The organism is Nostoc sp. C96 (assembly GCF_059384975.1).
In genome coordinates this window covers 4,684,015-4,704,487 of sequence record NZ_CM182020.1, presented here as the reverse complement: position 1 = coordinate 4,704,487, position 20,473 = coordinate 4,684,015, and the positions used below count along the sequence as shown (strand labels likewise).

Here is a 20,473-nt window from a genome sequence, read left to right as displayed (position 1 = left end):
GCGATTTAGTTAACAACGTACTCATATAACAGCTATTTTCGGCTAGTCATTTTCATAACAGCGTCAACTGTAATTTCCGGGAGAATATCTAAACTTGGGAGAAAATCTCCTCCTGCAAAGACTATTGGTAGGTCATCTCCTTGCCAAACCCATATTTGCTGACGAGTAATATCGATTAACCAAGCTAGTTGCGTTCCATTACTGAGACAATGGAGAATCTTGTTTTGTAAGTCTAAAGTGCTTTGGTCTGGTGAGCGAATTTCAATTAACCAATCTGGCGCTCCATTAAATGGCCCATCCTCATCGCCAAGGCGAGCGTTAGCAATGATAGCAATATCTGGCACTGGTGAGTAAGGAGGTACAATGCAACGTAGCTCCTGCACAGCTTCAAATTTATCAGTGCGATCGTTAATATAATTGACTAGATTACGTTGTAGTCGGGAGTGAAACAGAGTTGGCATTGTTTTTTGAACAACTCGTCCATCAATTAATTCCCACGCAGGCGAAGCCTCAATCTTAGGTTGAGCCAGAAACTCTACCAGCGACATCCTAGCAACTGACTGGGGCATATCTTTTGACAAACTTTATTATGCACGGACTCTGATTATATTTTATATGCAATCAATATAATTAACTACGGTTATATAAACATTAATCAAATACGTAATAAAAAGGGTAGACCATGTTAATCTACCCTTCATTAATTGTCCTTATTGAGAGAGGTTTGTGCCGAATTCTTGCCACGTTTCTGGTGTAAATAGCAACTTCTTTTAGTAAGTTCCGCTATTAAATGCTTCTTCTCTCTTAGCGACTACCCAAAGTGCATGAATGCTACCAGGCAACCAACCAAGCAGGGTGAGCAGAATATTAATTACTAAAGTAGGGCCAACACCAACTGTGAGAAAAACGCCTAAAGGAGGCACGACAAGGGCTAGAAGAAAACGAAATAATTTCATAGGTTTGCTGTTACTTTTTCAAATTGTTTAATTCACATTGTCCAGAATTAACTTAATTAACAACTCTGTCGCAGGCATTATGTTAATTCTGTATGACTTTTTCCAAAGATAATACTTGTACTATTGCTGAGGATTGCCTTGAGGTAATTCACCTGGAGTTGAAGTATTGCCAGTTAAAGCCACGTTTCTTTCAGCAAAATAGTTACCAATGAAGGTGTTAGCTAAAGATAGAACCACTGGGCCGAGAATAAAAGCGATAATGCCATGAGCGCTAAACCCAGGAACTAAAAATGCTGCTAGTGCAAAACAGATACCGTTAACAACGAGAGAAAAAGCGCCGAAAGTTACAAGGTTTAAAGGTAAAGATAGGGTCGAGAGAACTGGCTTCACAGAACTATTAATTAAGCCAATTGCGACAGCAGCAATTAAAGCAGAGGGAAAATTAGCAATATTAACACCAGGCACAACTAAATCCACAATTAGTAAGCTTAGTGCTGTAGCTAGAGTTATTAGAAATGTTCCCAACATTTTTTTTACCTAAAAAATCAGTGATAGTTTGTTTGAATGTCTTTCTACCATCATGAACAATGCGGGAAGATTTACCCTCTCTTGCAAGATAGATTCAGCTTCTACCAATTGGTTGATTTTGGGAGAAACTGCAACCTATTAGCAGGAAATTCGCGCTAATCTCTGTTTTTACCACCAGTTACCACCTCTGCCCTCACATTGTTGCTTTGTTACATAATGGCGGTAGCGAAACATTGCTTCTAGTTGAGTTTGTATCAGCCAACCACTGACAAATTCAACTGCATCTCCTCCAGGCATAGAGAAAGAAATTGCATCGGTTAATCTAGTTTTGCCATCTTCTAGCTGAAATTCGTGCCGATGTATCCAGGTTTCAAAGGGGCCGGATATCTGTTCATCTATAAATAGGCGATATTGTTCACATTCTGTGTGACGCGCTAACCAAGTTAAAGGTACTAACCCTAGAAACAAACGAAACTCTGTAATAGCACCTACTTGCAGTCCTCCTTCGCGCCGAACTACTTTGACTGGTTGCCAAGGTGGAGTTAGCATTTGTAGGATATCTGGCCTTTCATGAAATTGCCAAACTACTTCTATTGGGGCATTAATCACAGATGAATGGTTGAAGTGCAGCATGAACAGCAAAACCTAAAACTCATACCAATTGAAAAAAATGATGGCGACAGATGGTATTGATACACCCAAGAGACACAAAGCGATTCTAAATCTAAAACTTTATCAGCCTTCGTCGTATTCGGTATCTATTTCAATATCTAGAGTATCTTCATCAATCCGCACATACAAAATATTGGGGTTACAGCAAACTTGACAATCTTCAACATAAGATTGTTGTCCCCCAGCACTCAAGTCTATAAAGGTTAAGTTTGGTTCGCCACAAAAGGCACAGTAATACTCAGCAGTGGTTTGCATTCAATTTTTGACTATGAATTTAAGGGTTGCAGTTCTTTGGGGGCTGAACGGAAATGACTGGTAGCCTCATCCAAGTGCTTTAGTAGTGTAGACTGCGGTAGCGGCCCTTGCAAGTGGCTCCAAGGCAAGACTTGAGATGTTGACCAATTATTATGAACGTAGAAATCTAAATCGGGGATTTGTCCTTTAAGTTGCTTGAAGGCGCGTTTGTAACTACCCAAGGAGTCGCCAAAGTCGCGGGTGAGTTCGAGAAGTTGGGATAAGCGGCGATCGCCTCTGGATAACAAAGCCTGTATGATAGACCAGTTATAACTTTCGGGACGAAAATCTATCCCCTGGGGTTTGAGTTGTTTTTGTAAAAGCTGCAACCGCTTCTCTGCTTGACGATTTACGCCAAACCATTGAAATGGTGTGTGCGATTTCGGCACAAACGTGCTACAACCAAAGCTTAACCGCAGTCCTGGCGCAGCTTTTTTAATACTCCGCATCATTGCTACAGTTGCGTCTAAATCTTCTGCCTCTTCCCCAGGAATACCCACCATCCCGTAAAGTTTCAAGCTGGAGAGTCCGCCTGCTTTAGCATTTATCGCCGCTTGGATGATTTCATCGTTTTGCAGCTTTTTGTTGATAATTTGCCGCAGTTTATCGGAACCACTTTCTACAGCAATGGTAAGCGATCGCGTGTCTCGTTTTGCTAAAGTTTGAGCCAACTGCACCGTTACTGTATTAGTTCTCACGGAAGCAATACTCAGCCGCACATCATCAAATTTTGGTTGACTAATATAATTTAATAACTCCTCAAACTCTGGATGTTGTGTGACAGAAGCGCCCAATAATCCCAAGCGGTTTGTTACTTTTAACCCTCGTTCAATCGCTGGCATTAATGAACCTTCGAGGCTGGCTGTTCTAAATGGTAAAGTCAGATAACTTGCCAAACAAAAGCGGCACATTTCTGGACAACTCCGCACCACCTCCACCATGTAAATATTTTCCCAAGCAGCTTTTTCAGTTACCACTGTTGAAGCTGAGAGAATATTATCGCGATAAGTTTGCTTCTGCACAATTGCTGGAACATCTGAATCAATCGGCTTAATTGACTTAACCTCACCATCGGGTGTTTGATATTCCACCTCATACAAACTTGGAATATAAATCCCCGGTACTTGTGCCAATCTTTTTAACTGAATTTGTCTAGGAGCGTGTCTAACTTCTTTGTAAGCTTCAACAAAATCTCCCAACAGATTTTCGCCATCTCCTAACAATATAATATCAAAAAAATCAGCAAAAGGCTCAGGATTAGCCGTCAAAACTGGGCCACCACCAAAAATGATAGGGTGCGAATCATTACGCAAATTTGCCCGAATCGGAATATCTAAAGATTCAAGTAAATTTAAAATATTCACATAATCTAATTCCCAAGAAATCGAAAATCCCACAATTTCTGGCTGTCTAGGAAGTTGTTCATGTATATCAGTAAATAGACGACTCACCTGCACATCATCGCGCGTTGCTAAATTTGCCCAAACTACCTGATAACCAAGGCTAGTAATACCCACACTATATTCATTCGGAAAGGCAAAAATTAGAGGTATTGCATCACTATCAGGAGTAGTTTGAGTAAATAAAAGACGTTCAGCAGCAAATACAGATGAGGTCATTGCAAAATAATTCTTAATTGTTGATTTTCCTAGTCTATTTAAGATGTACTGCGTTCTCCGCAATCAATTTCATCTATATTTTTATAGCGAAAAAATTACACACAGACTCTGCGTAACTTTGCGTTTACCTCCGCCAGCCTCTGCGTTTAAAAGCAAACTTTCAACCATCTCTCAGTATAACTTAACAAAATATAATTCATCTCACCCAGAGAGAATCAAGCGTTGGAGATTTGAATAAAATTTCCGCGGCTAATTGAGTGAAGTTTTATGAGAAAGAACAAGCGATCGCTAACTCTGCATGTTGTAGTAATGTAGCTTTATCTAAAGCATGAACAATATATTGCGGTGTTTGTGCTAACAAATTTTCAATTCTTTGCCTAGCTGCGGTCACTACCTCTTTCTTTAAGTTACCGTTACTGAGAGCATCAGCAAAATCTCCCGCCATGTAATAAGTACGTTCTAAAGACGATGAATTGATATTGCGCGAGAGGATAAACAAGTCACAACCAGCGTTAAAGGCGCAGGCGACAGTTCCGCTTTGGGTAAACCTATCGGAGATTGCTTTCATATCTAGGTCATCGGAGACAACTACACCTTCAAACCCTAGTTCTTCTCGGAGGATATTCTTCAAAATCCGTTGCGAAATAGTCGCCGGGACATCTGGGTCAATTTGGGGAAATAAAATGTGAGTTGTCATAATTAAGGGAATTTGAGCATCAATCAAAGCTTTAAAAGGTATTAGTTCGCGATCGCGCAAATCTTGTACAGTTAAATTCAGCACTGGTAACTCAAAATGAGAATCTGTACTAGTATCTCCATGTCCCGGAAAATGCTTGGCACAGCCTAAAATACCAGACTCTTGCAGCCCTAAATAATATGCCAACGCTCCTTGTGCAGCGGTTTCTGGTGTATTACCAAATGCACGCGTCCCAATTACCGGGTTATGCGGATTAGAGTAAATATCAGCGACAGGCGACCAAGATACGTTGATTCCCAGTGATTTCAACTCTCTAGCTGTAGCTTTTGCTACTTCTTTAGCTTGCGATCGCAACAACGCCGCATAAGGAAATCTTGTAATTGGTAAAGGTGTACGGACTACACGCCCACCTTCATGATCTAAAGTCATGAACATTGAATCGCGTTCTGCATATTCACGAATTTGGTCTATAAGTTCTTGAAAGCTGGCTAACCACGCCTGATAAGGAACGCCATCTATAAAGTTTTTTCCAAAAAATATCACACCGACAGGTTTTAATTCACTGAGCGCCCGTTTATCATCATCACTCAATTTTGTGCCGGAAATACCGAGAATCAGATGATTTCCGAATAGTTCTAGCTCCCGTGATCCTGGCATAATTTATTACCTATAATTGTTGTTTAAATTTTGAGGCTAGAGAAGAAACGTTTTGATTTTCTCATGATGAGCTAAAAAAATGTTGATTAATGAAATCATGAGTAAAAAATAGTACATTTTTTGTTCCTAGCCTTTAGCCTCTAGCCCTTAAATCCCTCTTCGCAGAAGTTTTTAGGTAAGCGATCGCACAATCACTGCCAAATGTAACGGTTTGCAACGTATAATGAGAACGGCAAAACCATTAAGAAATATTGAACAACAGTAGGTTTAAATGCGAGTAGCGATCGCTGGCGCTGGTCTAGCAGGACTTTCCTGCGCGAAATATCTTATAGACGCAGGTCACACTCCCATTGTCTTAGAGCGTCGGGACGTATTGGGTGGCCTGGTAGCAGCATGGAAAGACTCTGACGGCGACTGGTACGAAACCGGGTTACACGCCTTCTTTGGGGCATACCCCAATATGCTGCAATTGCTCAAGGAGTTAGGCATTGAAGACCGCCTCCAGTGGAAAGAGCATACACTAATTTTTAATCAACCAGAAAAACCCGGAACACTCTCACGGTTTGATGTTCCCGATATTCCCTCTCCGTTTAACATTATTGCCTCGATTCTTCGCAACAACGATATGTTGACTTGGGAGCAGAAGATTAGGTTCGCTATCGGCTTGCTTCCAGCCATCGTGCGCGGTCAAAAATATGTCGAAGAGATGGACAAGTACAGCTTTGCTGAGTGGTTGAAAAGACAAGGTATTGGAGAACGGGTAGCAAGTGACGTATTTATTGCTGCTTCTAAAGCCCTCACCTTTATCAACCCCGATGAAGTCTCATCCACAATTTTATTAACAGCCCTAAATCGCTTTTTGCAAGAGCGATATGGCTCCAAAATCGCCTTTTTGGATGGTTCACCCACCGAAAGATTGTGTCAACCAATCGTTGATTACATTACCGCAGGTGGCGGCCAAGTCCGGTTAAATGCACCCCTCAAACAAATTGTCCTCAACCCCGATGGGACAGTCAAAGAATTTTTGTTGCGCGGGTTAAATGGCGAACCAGATGAAATTGTGACGGCAGACTTTTACGTATCAGCTATGTCAGTTGATGCCTTAAAAGTCATGTTGCCAGAACCTTGGAAGCAAGTGGAGTGCTTCCAAAAACTAGAAGGCTTAGAAGGTGTACCAGTAATTAACCTCCATCTCTGGTTTGATCGGAAATTAACAGACATTGATCAACTACTTTTTTCGCGATCGCCCCTCCTCAGCGTTTATGCTGATATGAGCAACACTTGTCGAGAATATGCTAACCCAGATCGCTCAATGCTGGAATTAGTTCTGGCTCCTGCTAAAGATTGGATTAGCAAATCTGACGAGGAAATTGTTGCTGCAACTATGACTGAGTTGGAAAAACTCTTACCCGAACACTTTGGGAAAGATAATCCAGCCAAACTGTTGAAATCTCATGTAGTGAAAACGCCGCGTTCAGTTTACAAAGCGACTCCTGGTCGCCAACAGTACCGTCCTCCCCAAAAAACTCCCATAGCCAATTTCTTTCTCAGCGGGAGTTACACCATGCAACGCTACCTAGGCAGTATGGAAGGGGCCGTACTTTCTGGTAAGCTAACAGCGCAGGCGATTTGTGAATCGCTGCCAGAGGCCAGTGCCTCAAACCTACAAACGCTAACCCGAACGCCTGCAACGAATGCTGCAACTGCCTGATTCCCCCCCGCGCATGAAAACGCTGGTCTCTGTAGACGAGTCATACAAACTTTGTCGGCAACTTATCGCCAAGTACTCCGCAACTTTCTACCTGAGTACTTTGCTTTTGAGTAAAGAAAAACGCCCTGCTGTTTGGGCTATTTATGCTTGGTGTCGCCGTACAGATGAACTAGTGGATGGCCCTGCATCTGCTCTTACCACACCAGAAACCCTAGATCAATGGGAGCAGCAGCTAGAATCAATTTTTGCTGGACACCCAGTCGAAAATTATGATGTAGCTTTGGTTGATACGGTGCAACGCTTTCCAATGGACATTCAGCCCTTTCGGGACATGATTGCTGGACAGAGAATGGACTTGTACCGCAGTCGCTACGAAACTTTTGAGGAGCTATACCTCTACTGTTATCGGGTGGCTGGTACTGTCGGCTTGATGTCAACTGCAATCATGGGGTTGGATAATACCAGCAATACAGCACCGTGGAACCGCGAACAACCCTCTTATATTCCCACTCAAGAAGAAATTGCTCTAGGAATTGCTAAACAACTGACCAACATCTTAAGAGATGTGGGAGAAGATGCAAGGCGGGGGCGAATTTATCTTCCGTTAGAAGACTTGGCAAGATTTAATTACACCGAGCAAGACCTGTTGAAAGGTGTCATAGATGACCGCTGGCGTTCTCTCATGCGCTTTCAAATTGCACGGGCAGAACAATTTTATCGCAAGGCAGAAAGAGGTATTGCTTATCTATCTCCTGATGCGCGTTTACCCGTTTGGGCAGCGTTAATGCACTACAGTGGCATTTTAAATGTCATTGAACGCAACGATTATGACGTGTTCAATCAGCGAGCCTACGTCCCCCAGTGGCGAAAGTTATCTACTTTACCCGTGGCATGGATGCGATCGCAAGTACTTTAGTCCACAGTCAATAGTCCATAGTCAAAATCTAATAACTATTGACTATTGACCATTGACTAAAAATTGTTTGACTTTCTCTAAAAAACTGCTATCATTAATATTCGTGACCCTGGAGAGGTGGCTGAGTGGTCGAAAGCGGCAGATTGCTAATCTGTTGTACGGCAGGCAACTCCGTACCGAGGGTTCGAATCCCTCCCTCTCCGTTTTTCGGCAGTATGTAGCACTCAGTACTGCACATTATTAAACAAATATTAATATTAATGTCAGCATTAACACAGATGCTCCTGATGGTAGATGTTATTATTTAACATTTGGAGTCTGTTAAGATCAAGCTAACCTGAAACATAGTTTGAAACTTGCTTTCAGACTCCTGCATATCAGAGGAGTGAAAGTAAATTATGCCAAGAATTACTACTGCCCTAGCCTTGAGTGTAGCTACCATAGCTACAGGCTTTTTGATGGCAGCTTGCGATAATGCCAATACCAGCAATACCACCAGTACTACTTCCCCAACCGCTAACTCAACCAATACAACCAGCAGTACTGATGGGTTAAAAATTGGGACACTACTACCAACAACAGGTGATTTAGCTTCCATTGGTCAGCAGATGGTAGGTTCTGTGCCTTTACTAGTGGATACCGTCAATGCTTGTGGAGGAGTCAATGGCAAAAACGTCACACTCGTACAAGTAGACGACCAAACCGACCCCAAAGCCGGTGCAGCTGGGATGACCAAACTGGCAACTCTAGATAAAGTTGCAGGTGTAGTCGGTTCCTTTGCTAGTAGTGTTTCCACAGCAGCGGTTTCTGTTGCTGTACCAAATAAAGTCATGATAGTGTCTCCTGGTAGTACCAGTCCTGTATTTACAGATAAAGCGAAAAAAGGCGACTTTAAAGGATTTTGGGCGCGGACTGCACCCCCGGATACTTACCAAGCGCTGGCATTAGCGCAATTAGCTAACAAAAAAGGTTTTAAACGCGTTTCCACAGTCGTAATTAATAACGATTACGGTGTGGGTTTTGAAAAAGCATTTGTCGAAACTTTTGAAAAATTAGGTGGCACAGTGGTTAATAAAAATAACCCAGTGCGTTACGACCCCAAAGCCCAAACCTTTGACACCGAAGCGGCGGCGGCGTTTGCTGGTAAGCCAGATGCAGTAGTTGCTGTACTTTATGCAGAGACAGGTAGTCTACTCTTAAAAGCAGCCTATCAACAAGGTTTGACCAAGGGAGTCCAAGTTCTGCTGACAGATGGCGTGAAATCACCTACCTTCCCAGAACAAGTAGGTAAAGGGAGCGATGGCAAATTTATCTTAACTGGAGCGCTAGGTACAGTACCAGGTTCCGATGGCAAAGCCTTAGAAGCTTTTAACAAATTGTGGAAAGAGAAAAAAGGTGGTTCACCGGGAGAATACGCACCCCAAGCCTGGGATGCAGCTGCATTGTTAGTCTTGGCAGCACAAGCCGCTAAAGACAACACAGGTGTGGGTATTTCCAGTAAAATTCGGGAAGTTGCGGCTGGCTCAGGTACAGAAGTTACTGATGTTTGTGAAGGGTTAAAGCTACTCAAAGAAGGTAAAACGATTAACTACCAAGGTGCTAGTGGCAACGTAGATGTTGATGCTAACGGTGATGTCCTCGGTGTTTATGACGTTTGGACTGTAGGAGATGACGGCAAAATTAGCGTGATAGATAAAGTTACACCTAAATAGCGATTAAGTAGGTAGGTGTTAAAAATTGTCGTTATGACAAGGCAGGAGGTGAGGCAGCCCCCGTCTTGGCGGTTCCCGTCGATGGGGGACTGCCGAACCCGAAGGGCAGAAGGTGAAGCAGTACGGTCTTGGGGGTTTCCCCCATGAGCAACTGCTAAACCCGAAGGGCAGGAGGGAAGAGGTTTTCAATCCACTTTACTTTTTGTTACATAGTTCGGTTTATTTGCACCGTTCTACTTAAAAAGGCAAAAGAATATTCTTTTGCCTTTTGCTTTTTTACTTTTAGGGAGTGGGGAGTAGTTTGTTTGTGATTTATTCAGGGCTGCTAAAAACTTCACAGATTGCTAATGGCTTCTGCAACTAGTTTTGAAACAAAAGGTAGAATATCGCGGTTGGTAGCATTGGCTTTACCTTCAGTAAAAACTACTAGCAAATAAGGAGATTTATTAGGTATTTCAATATACGCTGCATCGTGACGTACTTGACTTGTCCAACCTGCTTTTGACCAAATTTGCGCGTTTTGCGGTAAACCACCACCGATAAAACCTGTGATTTGGTCTTCTTCAACATCTTTAGGTAAATCTTCGGGGTTGGTACTGCGCTTGAGTAGATTCATCATAGCTTGCGATCGCCCACTCGAAACCGCGACCCCACCCACGATACTATGTACCACACGAGCGATCGCATTTGTCGTCAACATATTGCGATTCTCAAACATCTCCCCATAAAATGCCCTTTCCCGTCCATAAGGGCCATCACCCCAAGTTTTTTGGCAAACATTAATTGTCTCCATTTCCTCCCAACCCAAAGATTGGTAGTAGCGGTTAACAATATGACGTTGTTGCTTCCAAGTTTCAAAAGGCCCTGGTGATAACTCTGGCCCGGAAGTAGTACCAGTTAAAATATCTACCACTAAACTGGTCGCATCATTACTAGAATCAACTATCATATCGCCCAAGGCTCTCTCCAATTCCTTCGAGGTTTGGATCATGCCTTTTTCTAGCCATTCATTTACTGCAACCAAGTAAAATAACTTAACCACACTCGCGGGATAAATCCGTTCCACACCGCGATAAGTAAAACCACGGACTGGGTGATTCCAAAAGGCATCGGGAGTTAAAGCGCCACCAGTATTTACGAGTACTGGCGGATCGTAGACAACCCAAGTCAAAGCAATTTGATTTTGGGCTAATGTCGGAAATGTTGCCCAAGTTGCTTCTAAAATGCCATTACCCAAATTTTCCAGTTGTTCGTCTTTTCTAAAGAAAACCATCGAAATAATGCTCTCTAATCCAGAATCCCAAATCCTCAATTTGACCGCATCTGAATACCAGTGTCTCGCAAACCTCAACTTATACGATTCTCCAGAATGTACGGGCTTGGCAACTCAAGCTGCTGCTGGGCGACATTTACAGGTAACATCAAATCATCAGGATACAGCGGTTGAGGTGTATTTATGTGAGGATGATTATCCAGGCTGGGTGTCGTTTGCTGATTTAGGTTTATTACAACCTGCTACTGTATATTATCAAGCTGCAACATTGGCGGAAACTGAAATTAAAAAACTACTTCCCCAGGTGATTGCTTTTGCCCAAAAAGCTATGCAGCAATCTAATGAGTATCTTTGGGGTGGGACAGTGGGGCCAAATTATGACTGTTCTGGCTTGATGCAGGCGGCGTTTGTCTCAGTGGGAATTTGGCTACCAAGAGATGCTTATCAGCAAGAAGCTTTTGTTCAACCAGTCAAGCTATCAGAATTAACACTAGGAGATTTAGTATTTTTTGGCACGCCAGAAAAAGCGACTCATGTCGGGCTTTATGTGGGCGATGGTGCTTATATCCATAGTTCGGGAAAAGCACAAGGACGGAATGGGATTGGGATTGATGTTCTTTCGGAACAGGGAGATGCGGTGAGTCGGTCATATTATCAGCAGCTACGCGGTGCTGGCAGAGTTGTGAAAAGTTACGAACCACAGAGGCGCTGAGGACGCAGAGAGTTATGAGGAGTGGGTTGATTCCAGAGAGAATGAATGAGGAAAATAAGGCAATTTCCGCAAATGTACCAGCAGTATCGGTAGTAGTGCCGGTGCGTGATGAGGTGGAGAGTTTACCACATTTATTAGAGGCGATCGCATCTACTTTATCTAATAGTCAAATTAGTTATGAAATCATCTGTGTCGATGATGGTTCCACAGATGGTTCGGCAGAATTTCTCAAACAACAAGCGCAAATTCGCAGTGATTTAAAAGCGGTAATTCTGCGGCGCAATTATGGTCAAACCGCAGCTATGTCTGCTGGGTTTAACTATGCAGTGGGTAAAGCCGTTGTCACTTTAGATGCTGACTTGCAAAATGATCCGGCTGATATCCCGATGCTATTGGCAAAGTTGGATGAAGGTTACGATTTGGTTAGCGGTTGGCGGCAAAAACGCCAAGATGGCGCGGTAAATCGCTTACTTCCTTCTAAAATTGCGAATTGGCTGATTCGTCGTACTACTAGCGTTTATATTCATGACTATGGCTGTTCCCTCAAAGCCTATCGCTCAGAATTAGTGGCAGATATGCACCTCTACGGCGAATTACACCGATTTTTGCCAGCCCTGGCTTATATTGAAGGCGCAAGAATTACAGAAATGCCTGTACGTCACCACGCGAGGCGATTTGGTCGGAGTAAATACGGCATCTCGCGGACTTTTCGGGTGTTAATGGATTTATTAACTATTTTGTTTATGAAAAAGTTCCTCACCCGCCCGATGCACGTTTTTGGTTTATTGGGTTTGATTTCGATGGCTTTGGGTGTGGGGATAGGAATTTATTTGACTTTTGTCAAGTTTGCATTGGGTGAAATGATTGGTAATCGTCCTTTGCTAATTTTGGCAGTTTTATTATTAGTAACTGGTGTACAACTATTTTGCTTTGGTTTGTTGGCAGAGTTGTTGATGCGTACTTACCATGAATCTCAAGGAAGACCTATCTATCGAGTGCGGGAAGTAGTTGAAAATAAAAATAACCCAACTTAATGTAATTCGTAATTAACATTATTAGTAGGTTTTTCTTTTTGCCTTTTGACTTATTATGTTAGCCTCACCCAACTACATCTCACCCGAAGAATATCTGCAAATGGAGGAAATAAGCTCCATTAAACATGAATATATCGACGGGTATATATCTACACTAGATGGATCAATAGATTCCCACGTTACAATTGCGGGGAATCTTGGCGTACTTTTAAGAAATCAGTTACGCGGTTCTGAATGCCGTGTTTATATTCTGGCGATGAAAGCTCGAATTGAATCTTTGAATCGATACTACTATCCTGATGTGATGGTAACTTGCGATTTACGAGACCAAGAAACACCTGTATATAAAAGATTTCCCTGTTTAATTGTTGAAGTTTTATCTGAATCTACTGAAGCTTTCGACCGGGGGGATAAATTCGCGGATTATCAAACAATAGAAAGCTTAAAAGAATACGTTTTAATTAATATAAAACGCCAACGAATTGAATGTTTTCGGCTTAATGATGATGGTTTTTGGGTTCTACAAACATACACATCCCAAGACAAAACTTTTCGACTCAATAGTATTAATTTTGAGGCGACAATTGCAGAACTTTACGAAGATGTAGTATTTGAATATCGCTAAGTAAAATTAATGCTGTACCTCTGCTTTTATCCTCTCATACTTGCTTCAAATTGCTTTAATAACTACTTGGATACGGGCAGTAGTGGCGAAAAATATTAACTAACGTAAAAATATTAGAGCAATTATAGTTAGTGTTCTTTGCATCTCCCTTGAAAGCTTTTAATACATTTGATACTGGCTTGCGGCGAAACCTGCTGATTTTATTTGCGGCAGGTTTGTTATTCTGGTCAAGCACGGCTGCTTTTTTACCGACGCTACCGCTATACATTCAAGATGTGGGTGGTAGTAAGCAAGAAATTGGCATAGTTATGGGTGGCTTTGCCATTGGTTTACTGCTGTTTCGTCCAATGCTGGGCAAACTAGCAGATAAACGGGGACGTAAACTTGTTTTATTAATTGGGACAGCAGTAGCTGCGATCGCACCTTTTGGCTATTTAGTCTTTACATCCATCCCCTTATTATTCTGGCTGCGGATTTTTCACGGAATTAGCATTGCAGCTTTTACTACTGGTTACACTGCTTTGGTAGCTGATTTAGCGCCTGTGGCCATTCGTGGAGAAATTATTAGTTATATGAGTTTAACGGCTCCCATTGGTTTAGCTGTGGGGCCAGCAATTGGTGGATATTTACAAGAAACTTCTGGCTACTCACGTTTATTTTTGTTTACCGCCACAATCGCTTTCATTGGACTATTGTGTGCATCACAAGTTATTAACCCACCATTAAATTCACAATACCAATCGGAACGCCAAAATAGTAACTTTTGGCAAATCTTGGCTAGTCCAAGGGTGAGAGTTCCTGCATTGGTGATGTTACTCGTGGGTACATCGGTTGGTGCTGTGCATATCTTTGTGTCGTTATTTATTAAATCTACTGAAGTAAGTTTCAATGGTGGCTGGTTTTTCACAGTTTCTGCCATTTCTAGTTTTACAATCAGGGTGTTTGCTGGTCGAGCCAGCGATCGCTTCGGTCGAGGTTTGTTTATTACCTTTGGGATTGCGGCTTATACTTTGGCTTGTGTATTACTATGGCAGGCCAACAGCACCAATGCTTTTTTAATCTCTGCGATCGCGGAAGGCTGCGGTGGTGGCACAATGATTTCTATGATTACAACAATGATGGCAGACCGTTCACTACCCCAAGAACGTGGACAAATATTTGCTATTTGTATGGCTGGATTTGATTTGGGAATTGCGATCGCTGCGCCTATATTTGGCTATGTCAGTGAGTTTGTCGGCTACCGCAATATGTTTGCTTATAGTGCCACCTTAACTTTTTTAGCACTGCTGATTTTCCTCACCTTATCCAACAAAAGTCTTACTAGTTCCTTACGCTTTGCGATCGGCCGCGGTGAAGATGCCTTTTCGTTGAATCATTTTGACGTGAGTTAAATGTTTAGTCGTTAACAAGATTTGATTTGTAGAGAGGTGAAATTTTGCCTCTCTATAAATATATAAAAAATTAAAGATTCTTTTTAGGATCTATTATCTTGTTTCTTATAGTATTTGAGCTTTGTGAATTTTTTGCAACTTTTCTACAATGCAAAATACAAATATTTTCTATAAATTTCATATTTTTTCATATTTTTTAAATATCGCTTAAAAATCACACATTTACTACTATTGCTCTTGTTAATTGAAACATTATTTCGGGATTTATAGTTTATAATGCTAGTTATTACGTGTTTCTTAAATAGTAAATAAATACAGTTCATTTATGGCTATTGGTTAGCTCTTAGAATCTGTGGAAGTGTTATTTTTTAACACTTCTGCAAAACTTGTCATCGCTAGAGTAATCTGCATAAGATATACAAACACCTCTTTGCCTTGTTTCTTATCTTGAAAAGTGAGTTTGTAAATCAAATGAGATTGCTATTTATAAGTCGTTTGCATGTCATTTTAATTAAAGATAGACATAAAAACATAACCCCATAAATATAATTAATGAATTAGACAAACAACTATTTTATGGATGAAATTAGCAGTAAACTACTAGTTATTTTTCAGAATGTTAATGAATGGCTAAAATTTGCAGAAGCTAAAAATGCTGTTTTACTTGCTTTTTCTGGTGCTGGAATTACCGCAACTATCACCCTTTTAGCTACAGTAGAAAAGCTTCCAAGCTCTTTACATATTGGATTATTATTAACAACATCTCTGCTTTGTATTTCCGCCCTAATCTGTTCTCTCTCATTTATTCCTAAAACAAACTTAGAGCGGTTGCTATGGGTACAAACAATATCTGAGAGAAATTCTACATCTGCAATCAGAGATACAGATAACCTGTATTTTTTTGGCGATTTACAAAAATACAATTCTCAAGGATTACTTAAAGTTTTAAATAAGTATTATTTTGATAACAATATGAAACCTTTTAAAAAAGAATACAAAGATATAGCCAGCCAAATTACTATTAATGCTAGAATTACATTTTTAAAATTTAGAATATTTACTTATGCAATTTATATGTTAATTTTATCGATTTTAGTACTTCCTTGTTCAATTTTAATTAGCTTGGCAATTTATAAAACATTATAAATAAGAATGCAATTTATAAAACATTATAAATAAGAATTTCGATAAAAATCATCAACCCCAAAACCTACCATTGTTTTACTAATAAACCATGAATAAATCTGTCAGAAAAACTGTAGTTGAAATTGATCTTAAGGGATACAGTGAAATTGTTAGAGAAGTAGAAGAATTTTGTCAAAAATTCAGACAACAATTTGGTTGTGATGATTTGAATCTTTTGCCATTCATCAACGGACATATTCAAAACTTTATTGATAAAGGGTTAGAGGCAATAAATAAGAAGCGTGAAGATGTGGTTCAAGCAACCAATGGAGATAACGCTGTGATTATCTTAGATAATGCTGATGAAGCTTATAAATTTGCCAAAGCCGTTCATAAAGCTACTCAATCACATAATGATAAGCAAACCGAAGTATCAGCACAAAGACGGTTCCGCATTGGTGCTGCAACTGGCGAACTTGTTGAAAACTATGATGCTGAAACCTTGACAGGCTACACTATTGTCAAGGCTTATCGGCTAGAAGCAGATGCAGAACCAGGAAAATATTTTGTTGTTGACGTAGAAACACATAACTCCTTTTCACCAGAGATACGAAAAAAATTTGGTGATGAAGAAACTGTAAATGATAAAAATAAAAATCAATTTCAAGCTCACCGTTGCAAAATTATCTATGATAATTTATTGGAATACTTCGAGCAATTAAATGACAGGGAAAAGCAACTAGTCTATCAAATTGGACTTGAATCTGGTGATAAAGCACCTGATAATAGTGAAGATAATCTACAAAAATTAGTGGAACAAGAATTAATTATAGAACACAAATATGGTTCTGTAACAAGGTTTACTTTAGCAGATAACTTTAATGATTTTTTTCAAGAAATAATCATTCAAGCTATTGTTAAAGAAATTAGTACAAAGAAAGAAGAAATTAGTACAAATAAATTAGATATATTAAAAGACTATTCAATTCTGAAAATATTAAAACGAGAAGATGTACCTAAATTGCTTCAAGAAGAACTATTAACAACTCTTCAATCTCAAGACGGTAATTCAAAGTTTGGTAAAGATATTGACGATAAGTCAAAGCTTGGTGAACATATTCATGAGATATTCTGTACCTTGCGACAGCAGCATCATTACAATAGACAATTATTGGGTAATTATGTAGCAGGAAATCTGATAAATTTATTGTTGCAACTTGACCTAAGAAAAGATTTTAGATACTACGATCTCTCAAACATCTCTATTTGGAATGCAGATTTAACAAAAGCTATTTTAACAGGAGTCGATTTTAGTAAATCTGACCTAGAAAAATCTAAGTTTTCTCAACCATTAGGTTGCATTCATGCCATTGCTTTTGATGCTGATGGTAAATATTTTGCGACAGGTGACGCTCATGGTTCAATTAGAGTTCATAATACAGAGACCTTGGAACTATGTGGTTTTAATAATGAACGAGGAAATCAGATTTGGTCAGTTGCTTTTGGAAAAAATGAAAAACATAATCAAATGTTAGCTTGGGGAGCAGAAGACGGTAGTGTTACGTTACGAGAAATTGCAATATCTTCAGATAATAAAATGAAACTGATTCCTATTCAACCACATCCAGAAAATTGGACAACACGTATATTATCAGTAGCATTTAGCCCTGATGGAAATACTCTTGCAATTGGAGGAGATGGTGATAATGCCATACACTTCTTAAAAATTAATCATAGTCATCATCAGGATATATATTTAAATGGTCATGAGCAAAATGGCACTTTAAATGCTCATAATGTATCTTGTATGACGTTTATTAATGACGATTGTATTGCTAGTGGTAATCGGGATGGAGAGATAAATCTTTGGCATATAGAGCAAACCAATCGTAAGCAAGATTTAAGTAGGAAGGTACATGAAGGAGTAGTAAGATGTATTACATTTAACCCAAAAGCAGATATCTTAGCTAGTGGGGGAGAAGATGGTAAGTTAAAAATTTTGTATCTTCAACAATACCCTCGCCAATTTATAGAAATTGAGTTTGAAACAAAAATTAGTCAAGTACGAACACTAGCATTTAGTAAGGATGGGAATATTCTTGCTGTTGGATGTATCGATAATAATCCAAATGAAAAAAGCGAACACAAAATTAGGCTATGGAATCTATCTGAAAAAAAATGGATAGACACATTGGAGGGTCACGAACATTCGATCCGAAGTTTAGCATTTTCTCCAAAGTCTGATGATGTTCAACTTTTAGTAAGTGGTGGTGATGGACGTACAGTCAAACTTTGGAATAGGTTTTGGGATAAGGAAAAAGGAGTATGGAAATGGAAATGTAAGCAGGAATTGATGGGATATGCTAATCGTATCTGGTCAGTAGCATTTAGTAGAGATGGTGAAAGTAAAACTTTTGCTTGTGGAGGTGAAGATAATCAAATTCATATTTGGAATTATCATGAACGCACACATATTCCCTGTCAAACTCTTTCCAAACATGATAATTGGGTTTGGTCAGTAGCGTTTAACCCAAAAGCAGATATTTTAGCTAGTTGTGGAGAAGACAATCAAATCTATTTGTGGCAGTTACAAGAAGGAGAGTGGAGATACGTTAGTGAATTGAGCGGTAATGATGAAATCAAAAGACATAATAAACGTGTTCGGTGTATTGCGTTTCATCCACAAGGAGGTATATTGGCTAGTGCCGGAAATGATAATAGAATTATTTTATGGGATGTAACAGATATAACAGATCCTCAACCTTTGCAAGAATTTTTTCAACATTATGACAGAGTGTTATCTCTGGCTTTTAGTCCAAATAATCGCTACCTAGCTAGTAGTAGTCGGGATAAAACTATTTGTCTGATAGACTTAGAAAATAATATCAGCTACCCGATAAAGGGTGGTCAAAATCCTCATACAGACCAAGTTCATAGCATTGCTTTTAGCCCAGATAGCAACCTATTGGTTAGCGGAGGTTTTGATAGGAAATTAAAATTGTGGGATGTTGAGAATCGCAAAATTCTTGATAATAAGAATGAAGATCAAAAAATACTGACTGTTGCTTTTCATCCCAAAGGCGAAATTATAGCTAGTGCTGGACATAATCACATTATTACGCTGTGGAAGATAATTGATCAGGAAAATATGATACCTATCAAGACATTTAAAGGACATAAACGTGCTGTTGAATCTGTAGTATTTACTCCTGATGGTAAACAACTAATTAGCTGTAGCCAAGACCAGACTATCAAGTTTTGGGAGGTAGGAGGAGAAATTAATATTAGTATTCATACTATAGAACTTGGCAAACCATACGAGGGGATGAGTATTTTTGGTGTTTTTAATTTAGACTCAGCCCAAATGTCTGCTATAGAAGAATTAGGAGCTTCAATAGGAGCGAAAATTACTCAACAATTTAGTTAATTATTCTAAAAATCCAAAATATTGCAATCCTTCTTCAATTCCATTGGCAAACTTGGCTGTTGCTAAATAACGATTTGGGTTTGGGTTAGCCTCATGCCAATCTAGCAATTCCTGTCTTGCATTGCCAACAATAATACCTTTCTCTTCCCTGTTAGCAAACAAAGCAATATCATTACCAGAATCTCCACAAGCAACGGTTTTTGCTACATCTATTTCTAAATGTTGCCGTACAAAGGTCATCGCCATACCTTTATTTGCATGACGTGGCAAAATATCTAAATCTTTACCACCGCTATAAATAACTTGAATATCTAATTCCTGTTCTAACAAAGCACGTTCTAACTCTGGTACGACTTTTCCAGCAATTTCTTCTTTAAGAAGATAGCTAACTTTAAAATCTCTTTGTTCACTTGCGGGTTGAGGTTTCAATTCAGTAAAATTTGCAGATATTTTTTTTACTAAATCTCTATCCCAAGCTTGAGAAAGTTTATCTGACCATGTAGAATCAGGGTTTTGACTACCATTGATATAAATTTCTGTGCCTACAGAACAAACTAGTATATCTGGATCTAATAGTGTTTTTTCTTTGGCAAGTTTTTGGAAAAGAAAAGGTGAGCGACCAGTTGAGTAAACGATTTTAGTACCATATTGCTGACGATGCAATTCTAGCTGCTGATTTAGTTTTGCCATTGCATCATCATCACCTATCAGTGTATAGTCCAGATCCGTGATGAAAAGAAACTGTTTCATAACTCTGCCTCTTGAAATATTAACTATATGATTTTAAAAATATTCGGATAAATAAATTCAATCAAAATGTTAATCTTATTTGAATCTTATCTTTAGTCGTTGATAGACTTGATTGGCAAGGTTTTTGAGTATTCAAAGTATTTTCTTTGCCCTACTTATGTTTAAACCGTGTTTCTCAATCAAAAAATTTTAAACTTGGCTAAACAGGCTAAATCATATCACAACTTTAGATTTGGTCACACAATATTTTTTTGAAATTGGGAAAGAGTAACTTACATTCAATACACCATTAAAAATATCAATAATTTAGTATTGATATTATTCCACTATTGTGAGGATACACTGATCTCTCAGATGGTAGAGATTATGAATTG

At 39.5% G+C, this 20,473-nt stretch carries 18 protein-coding genes and 1 tRNA gene; 10 read left to right on the top strand and 9 right to left on the bottom strand.

Translation table 11 applies throughout. The features are described 5' to 3' along the window. Nucleotides 1-32: 32 nt before the first annotated feature. From AC504W_RS20130 to nagZ, 7 genes are all read right to left on the bottom strand, one after another. Nucleotides 33-569, bottom strand: coding sequence for a Uma2 family endonuclease (locus AC504W_RS20130; RefSeq protein WP_494873994.1), 537 nt, complete (start codon nucleotides 567-569; stop codon nucleotides 33-35). 201 nt (nucleotides 570-770) lie between these two features. Then, nucleotides 771-956, bottom strand: coding sequence for a YqaE/Pmp3 family membrane protein (locus AC504W_RS20125; protein WP_096579284.1), 186 nt, complete (start codon nucleotides 954-956; stop codon nucleotides 771-773). A gap of 120 nt (nucleotides 957-1,076) precedes the next feature. Then, nucleotides 1,077-1,484, bottom strand: a complete 408-nt coding sequence (locus AC504W_RS20120; RefSeq protein WP_096579282.1) for a phage holin family protein — start codon at nucleotides 1,482-1,484, stop codon at nucleotides 1,077-1,079. A 168-nt stretch (nucleotides 1,485-1,652) separates the two neighbouring features. Continuing rightward, nucleotides 1,653-2,117, bottom strand: a complete 465-nt coding sequence (locus AC504W_RS20115) for an SRPBCC family protein (RefSeq protein ID WP_494873993.1) — start codon at nucleotides 2,115-2,117, stop codon at nucleotides 1,653-1,655. Between the two features lie 102 nt (nucleotides 2,118-2,219). Beyond that, on the bottom strand, nucleotides 2,220-2,411 hold the full coding sequence (locus AC504W_RS20110; RefSeq protein ID WP_015114897.1) for a CPXCG motif-containing cysteine-rich protein: 192 nt from the start codon (nucleotides 2,409-2,411) through the stop codon (nucleotides 2,220-2,222). An 11-nt stretch (nucleotides 2,412-2,422) separates the two neighbouring features. Next, on the bottom strand, nucleotides 2,423-4,069 hold the full coding sequence (locus AC504W_RS20105) for a B12-binding domain-containing radical SAM protein (RefSeq protein WP_494873992.1): 1,647 nt from the start codon (nucleotides 4,067-4,069) through the stop codon (nucleotides 2,423-2,425). A gap of 265 nt (nucleotides 4,070-4,334) precedes the next feature. Then, entirely contained in the window at nucleotides 4,335-5,423 is a 1,089-nt protein-coding gene (nagZ, locus tag AC504W_RS20100; RefSeq protein WP_494873991.1) for a beta-N-acetylhexosaminidase, read from the bottom strand. A gap of 271 nt (nucleotides 5,424-5,694) precedes the next feature. Here nagZ and pds point away from each other — a divergent pair, with 271 nt between their 5' ends. The 4 genes from pds (at nucleotide 5,695) to AC504W_RS20080 (ending at nucleotide 9,762) form a co-directional block, all read left to right on the top strand. Then, nucleotides 5,695-7,134 carry a 15-cis-phytoene desaturase gene (pds, locus tag AC504W_RS20095; RefSeq protein ID WP_494873990.1) on the top strand — a complete coding sequence of 480 codons (1,440 nt, stop codon included), beginning with the start codon at nucleotides 5,695-5,697 and terminating at the stop codon, nucleotides 7,132-7,134. Continuing rightward, nucleotides 7,118-8,050 carry a 15-cis-phytoene synthase CrtB gene (gene crtB / locus AC504W_RS20090; protein WP_494873989.1) on the top strand — a complete coding sequence of 311 codons (933 nt, stop codon included), beginning with the start codon at nucleotides 7,118-7,120 and terminating at the stop codon, nucleotides 8,048-8,050. The genes pds and crtB overlap by 17 nt, the downstream gene beginning before the upstream one ends. 111 nt (nucleotides 8,051-8,161) lie before the next feature. Further along, nucleotides 8,162-8,253: transfer RNA gene (locus AC504W_RS20085), tRNA-Ser, on the top strand. A gap of 195 nt (nucleotides 8,254-8,448) precedes the next feature. Then, the gene (locus tag AC504W_RS20080) at nucleotides 8,449-9,762 is read left to right on the top strand and encodes an ABC transporter substrate-binding protein (RefSeq protein ID WP_494873988.1); all 1,314 of its coding nucleotides are present in this window, start codon (nucleotides 8,449-8,451) and stop codon (nucleotides 9,760-9,762) included. Between the two features lie 334 nt (nucleotides 9,763-10,096). On the opposite strand, the gene AC504W_RS20075 is transcribed toward AC504W_RS20080, so the two are convergent. Continuing rightward, nucleotides 10,097-11,035, bottom strand: a complete 939-nt coding sequence (locus AC504W_RS20075; protein WP_494873987.1) for a serine hydrolase — start codon at nucleotides 11,033-11,035, stop codon at nucleotides 10,097-10,099. Between the two features lie 7 nt (nucleotides 11,036-11,042). Here AC504W_RS20075 and AC504W_RS20070 point away from each other — a divergent pair, with 7 nt between their 5' ends. The 6 genes from AC504W_RS20070 to AC504W_RS20045 all read left to right on the top strand — a co-directional run bounded on the left by AC504W_RS20070 (nucleotide 11,043) and on the right by AC504W_RS20045 (nucleotide 19,349). Next, nucleotides 11,043-11,747 (top strand): C40 family peptidase, encoded by a 705-nt coding sequence (locus tag AC504W_RS20070; protein ID WP_494873986.1) that lies wholly within the window; start codon nucleotides 11,043-11,045, stop codon nucleotides 11,745-11,747. Nucleotides 11,748-11,761: 14 nt separating this feature from the next. Continuing rightward, the gene (locus AC504W_RS20065) at nucleotides 11,762-12,781 is read left to right on the top strand and encodes a glycosyltransferase family 2 protein (RefSeq protein ID WP_494873985.1); all 1,020 of its coding nucleotides are present in this window, start codon (nucleotides 11,762-11,764) and stop codon (nucleotides 12,779-12,781) included. 55 nt (nucleotides 12,782-12,836) lie between these two features. Beyond that, nucleotides 12,837-13,406, top strand: a complete 570-nt coding sequence (locus tag AC504W_RS20060) for a Uma2 family endonuclease (protein WP_494873983.1) — start codon at nucleotides 12,837-12,839, stop codon at nucleotides 13,404-13,406. A 149-nt stretch (nucleotides 13,407-13,555) separates the two neighbouring features. Further along, nucleotides 13,556-14,797 carry an MFS transporter gene (locus AC504W_RS20055; protein ID WP_494878706.1) on the top strand — a complete coding sequence of 414 codons (1,242 nt, stop codon included), beginning with the start codon at nucleotides 13,556-13,558 and terminating at the stop codon, nucleotides 14,795-14,797. A 576-nt stretch (nucleotides 14,798-15,373) separates the two neighbouring features. Beyond that, a complete protein-coding gene (locus AC504W_RS20050; protein ID WP_494873982.1) occupies nucleotides 15,374-15,943 on the top strand; it encodes a Pycsar system effector family protein in 570 nt (189 codons plus the stop codon). Between the two features lie 88 nt (nucleotides 15,944-16,031). Next, complete coding sequence (locus AC504W_RS20045) at nucleotides 16,032-19,349, top strand: WD40 domain-containing protein (protein WP_494873981.1); 3,318 nt, start codon at nucleotides 16,032-16,034, stop codon at nucleotides 19,347-19,349. Here the strand turns inward: AC504W_RS20045 and AC504W_RS20040 are convergent, their stop codons facing one another. Continuing rightward, the gene (locus AC504W_RS20040; RefSeq protein ID WP_494873980.1) at nucleotides 19,350-20,099 is read right to left on the bottom strand and encodes a sucrose-phosphate phosphatase; all 750 of its coding nucleotides are present in this window, start codon (nucleotides 20,097-20,099) and stop codon (nucleotides 19,350-19,352) included. Between the last annotated feature and the right edge of the window lie 374 nt (nucleotides 20,100-20,473).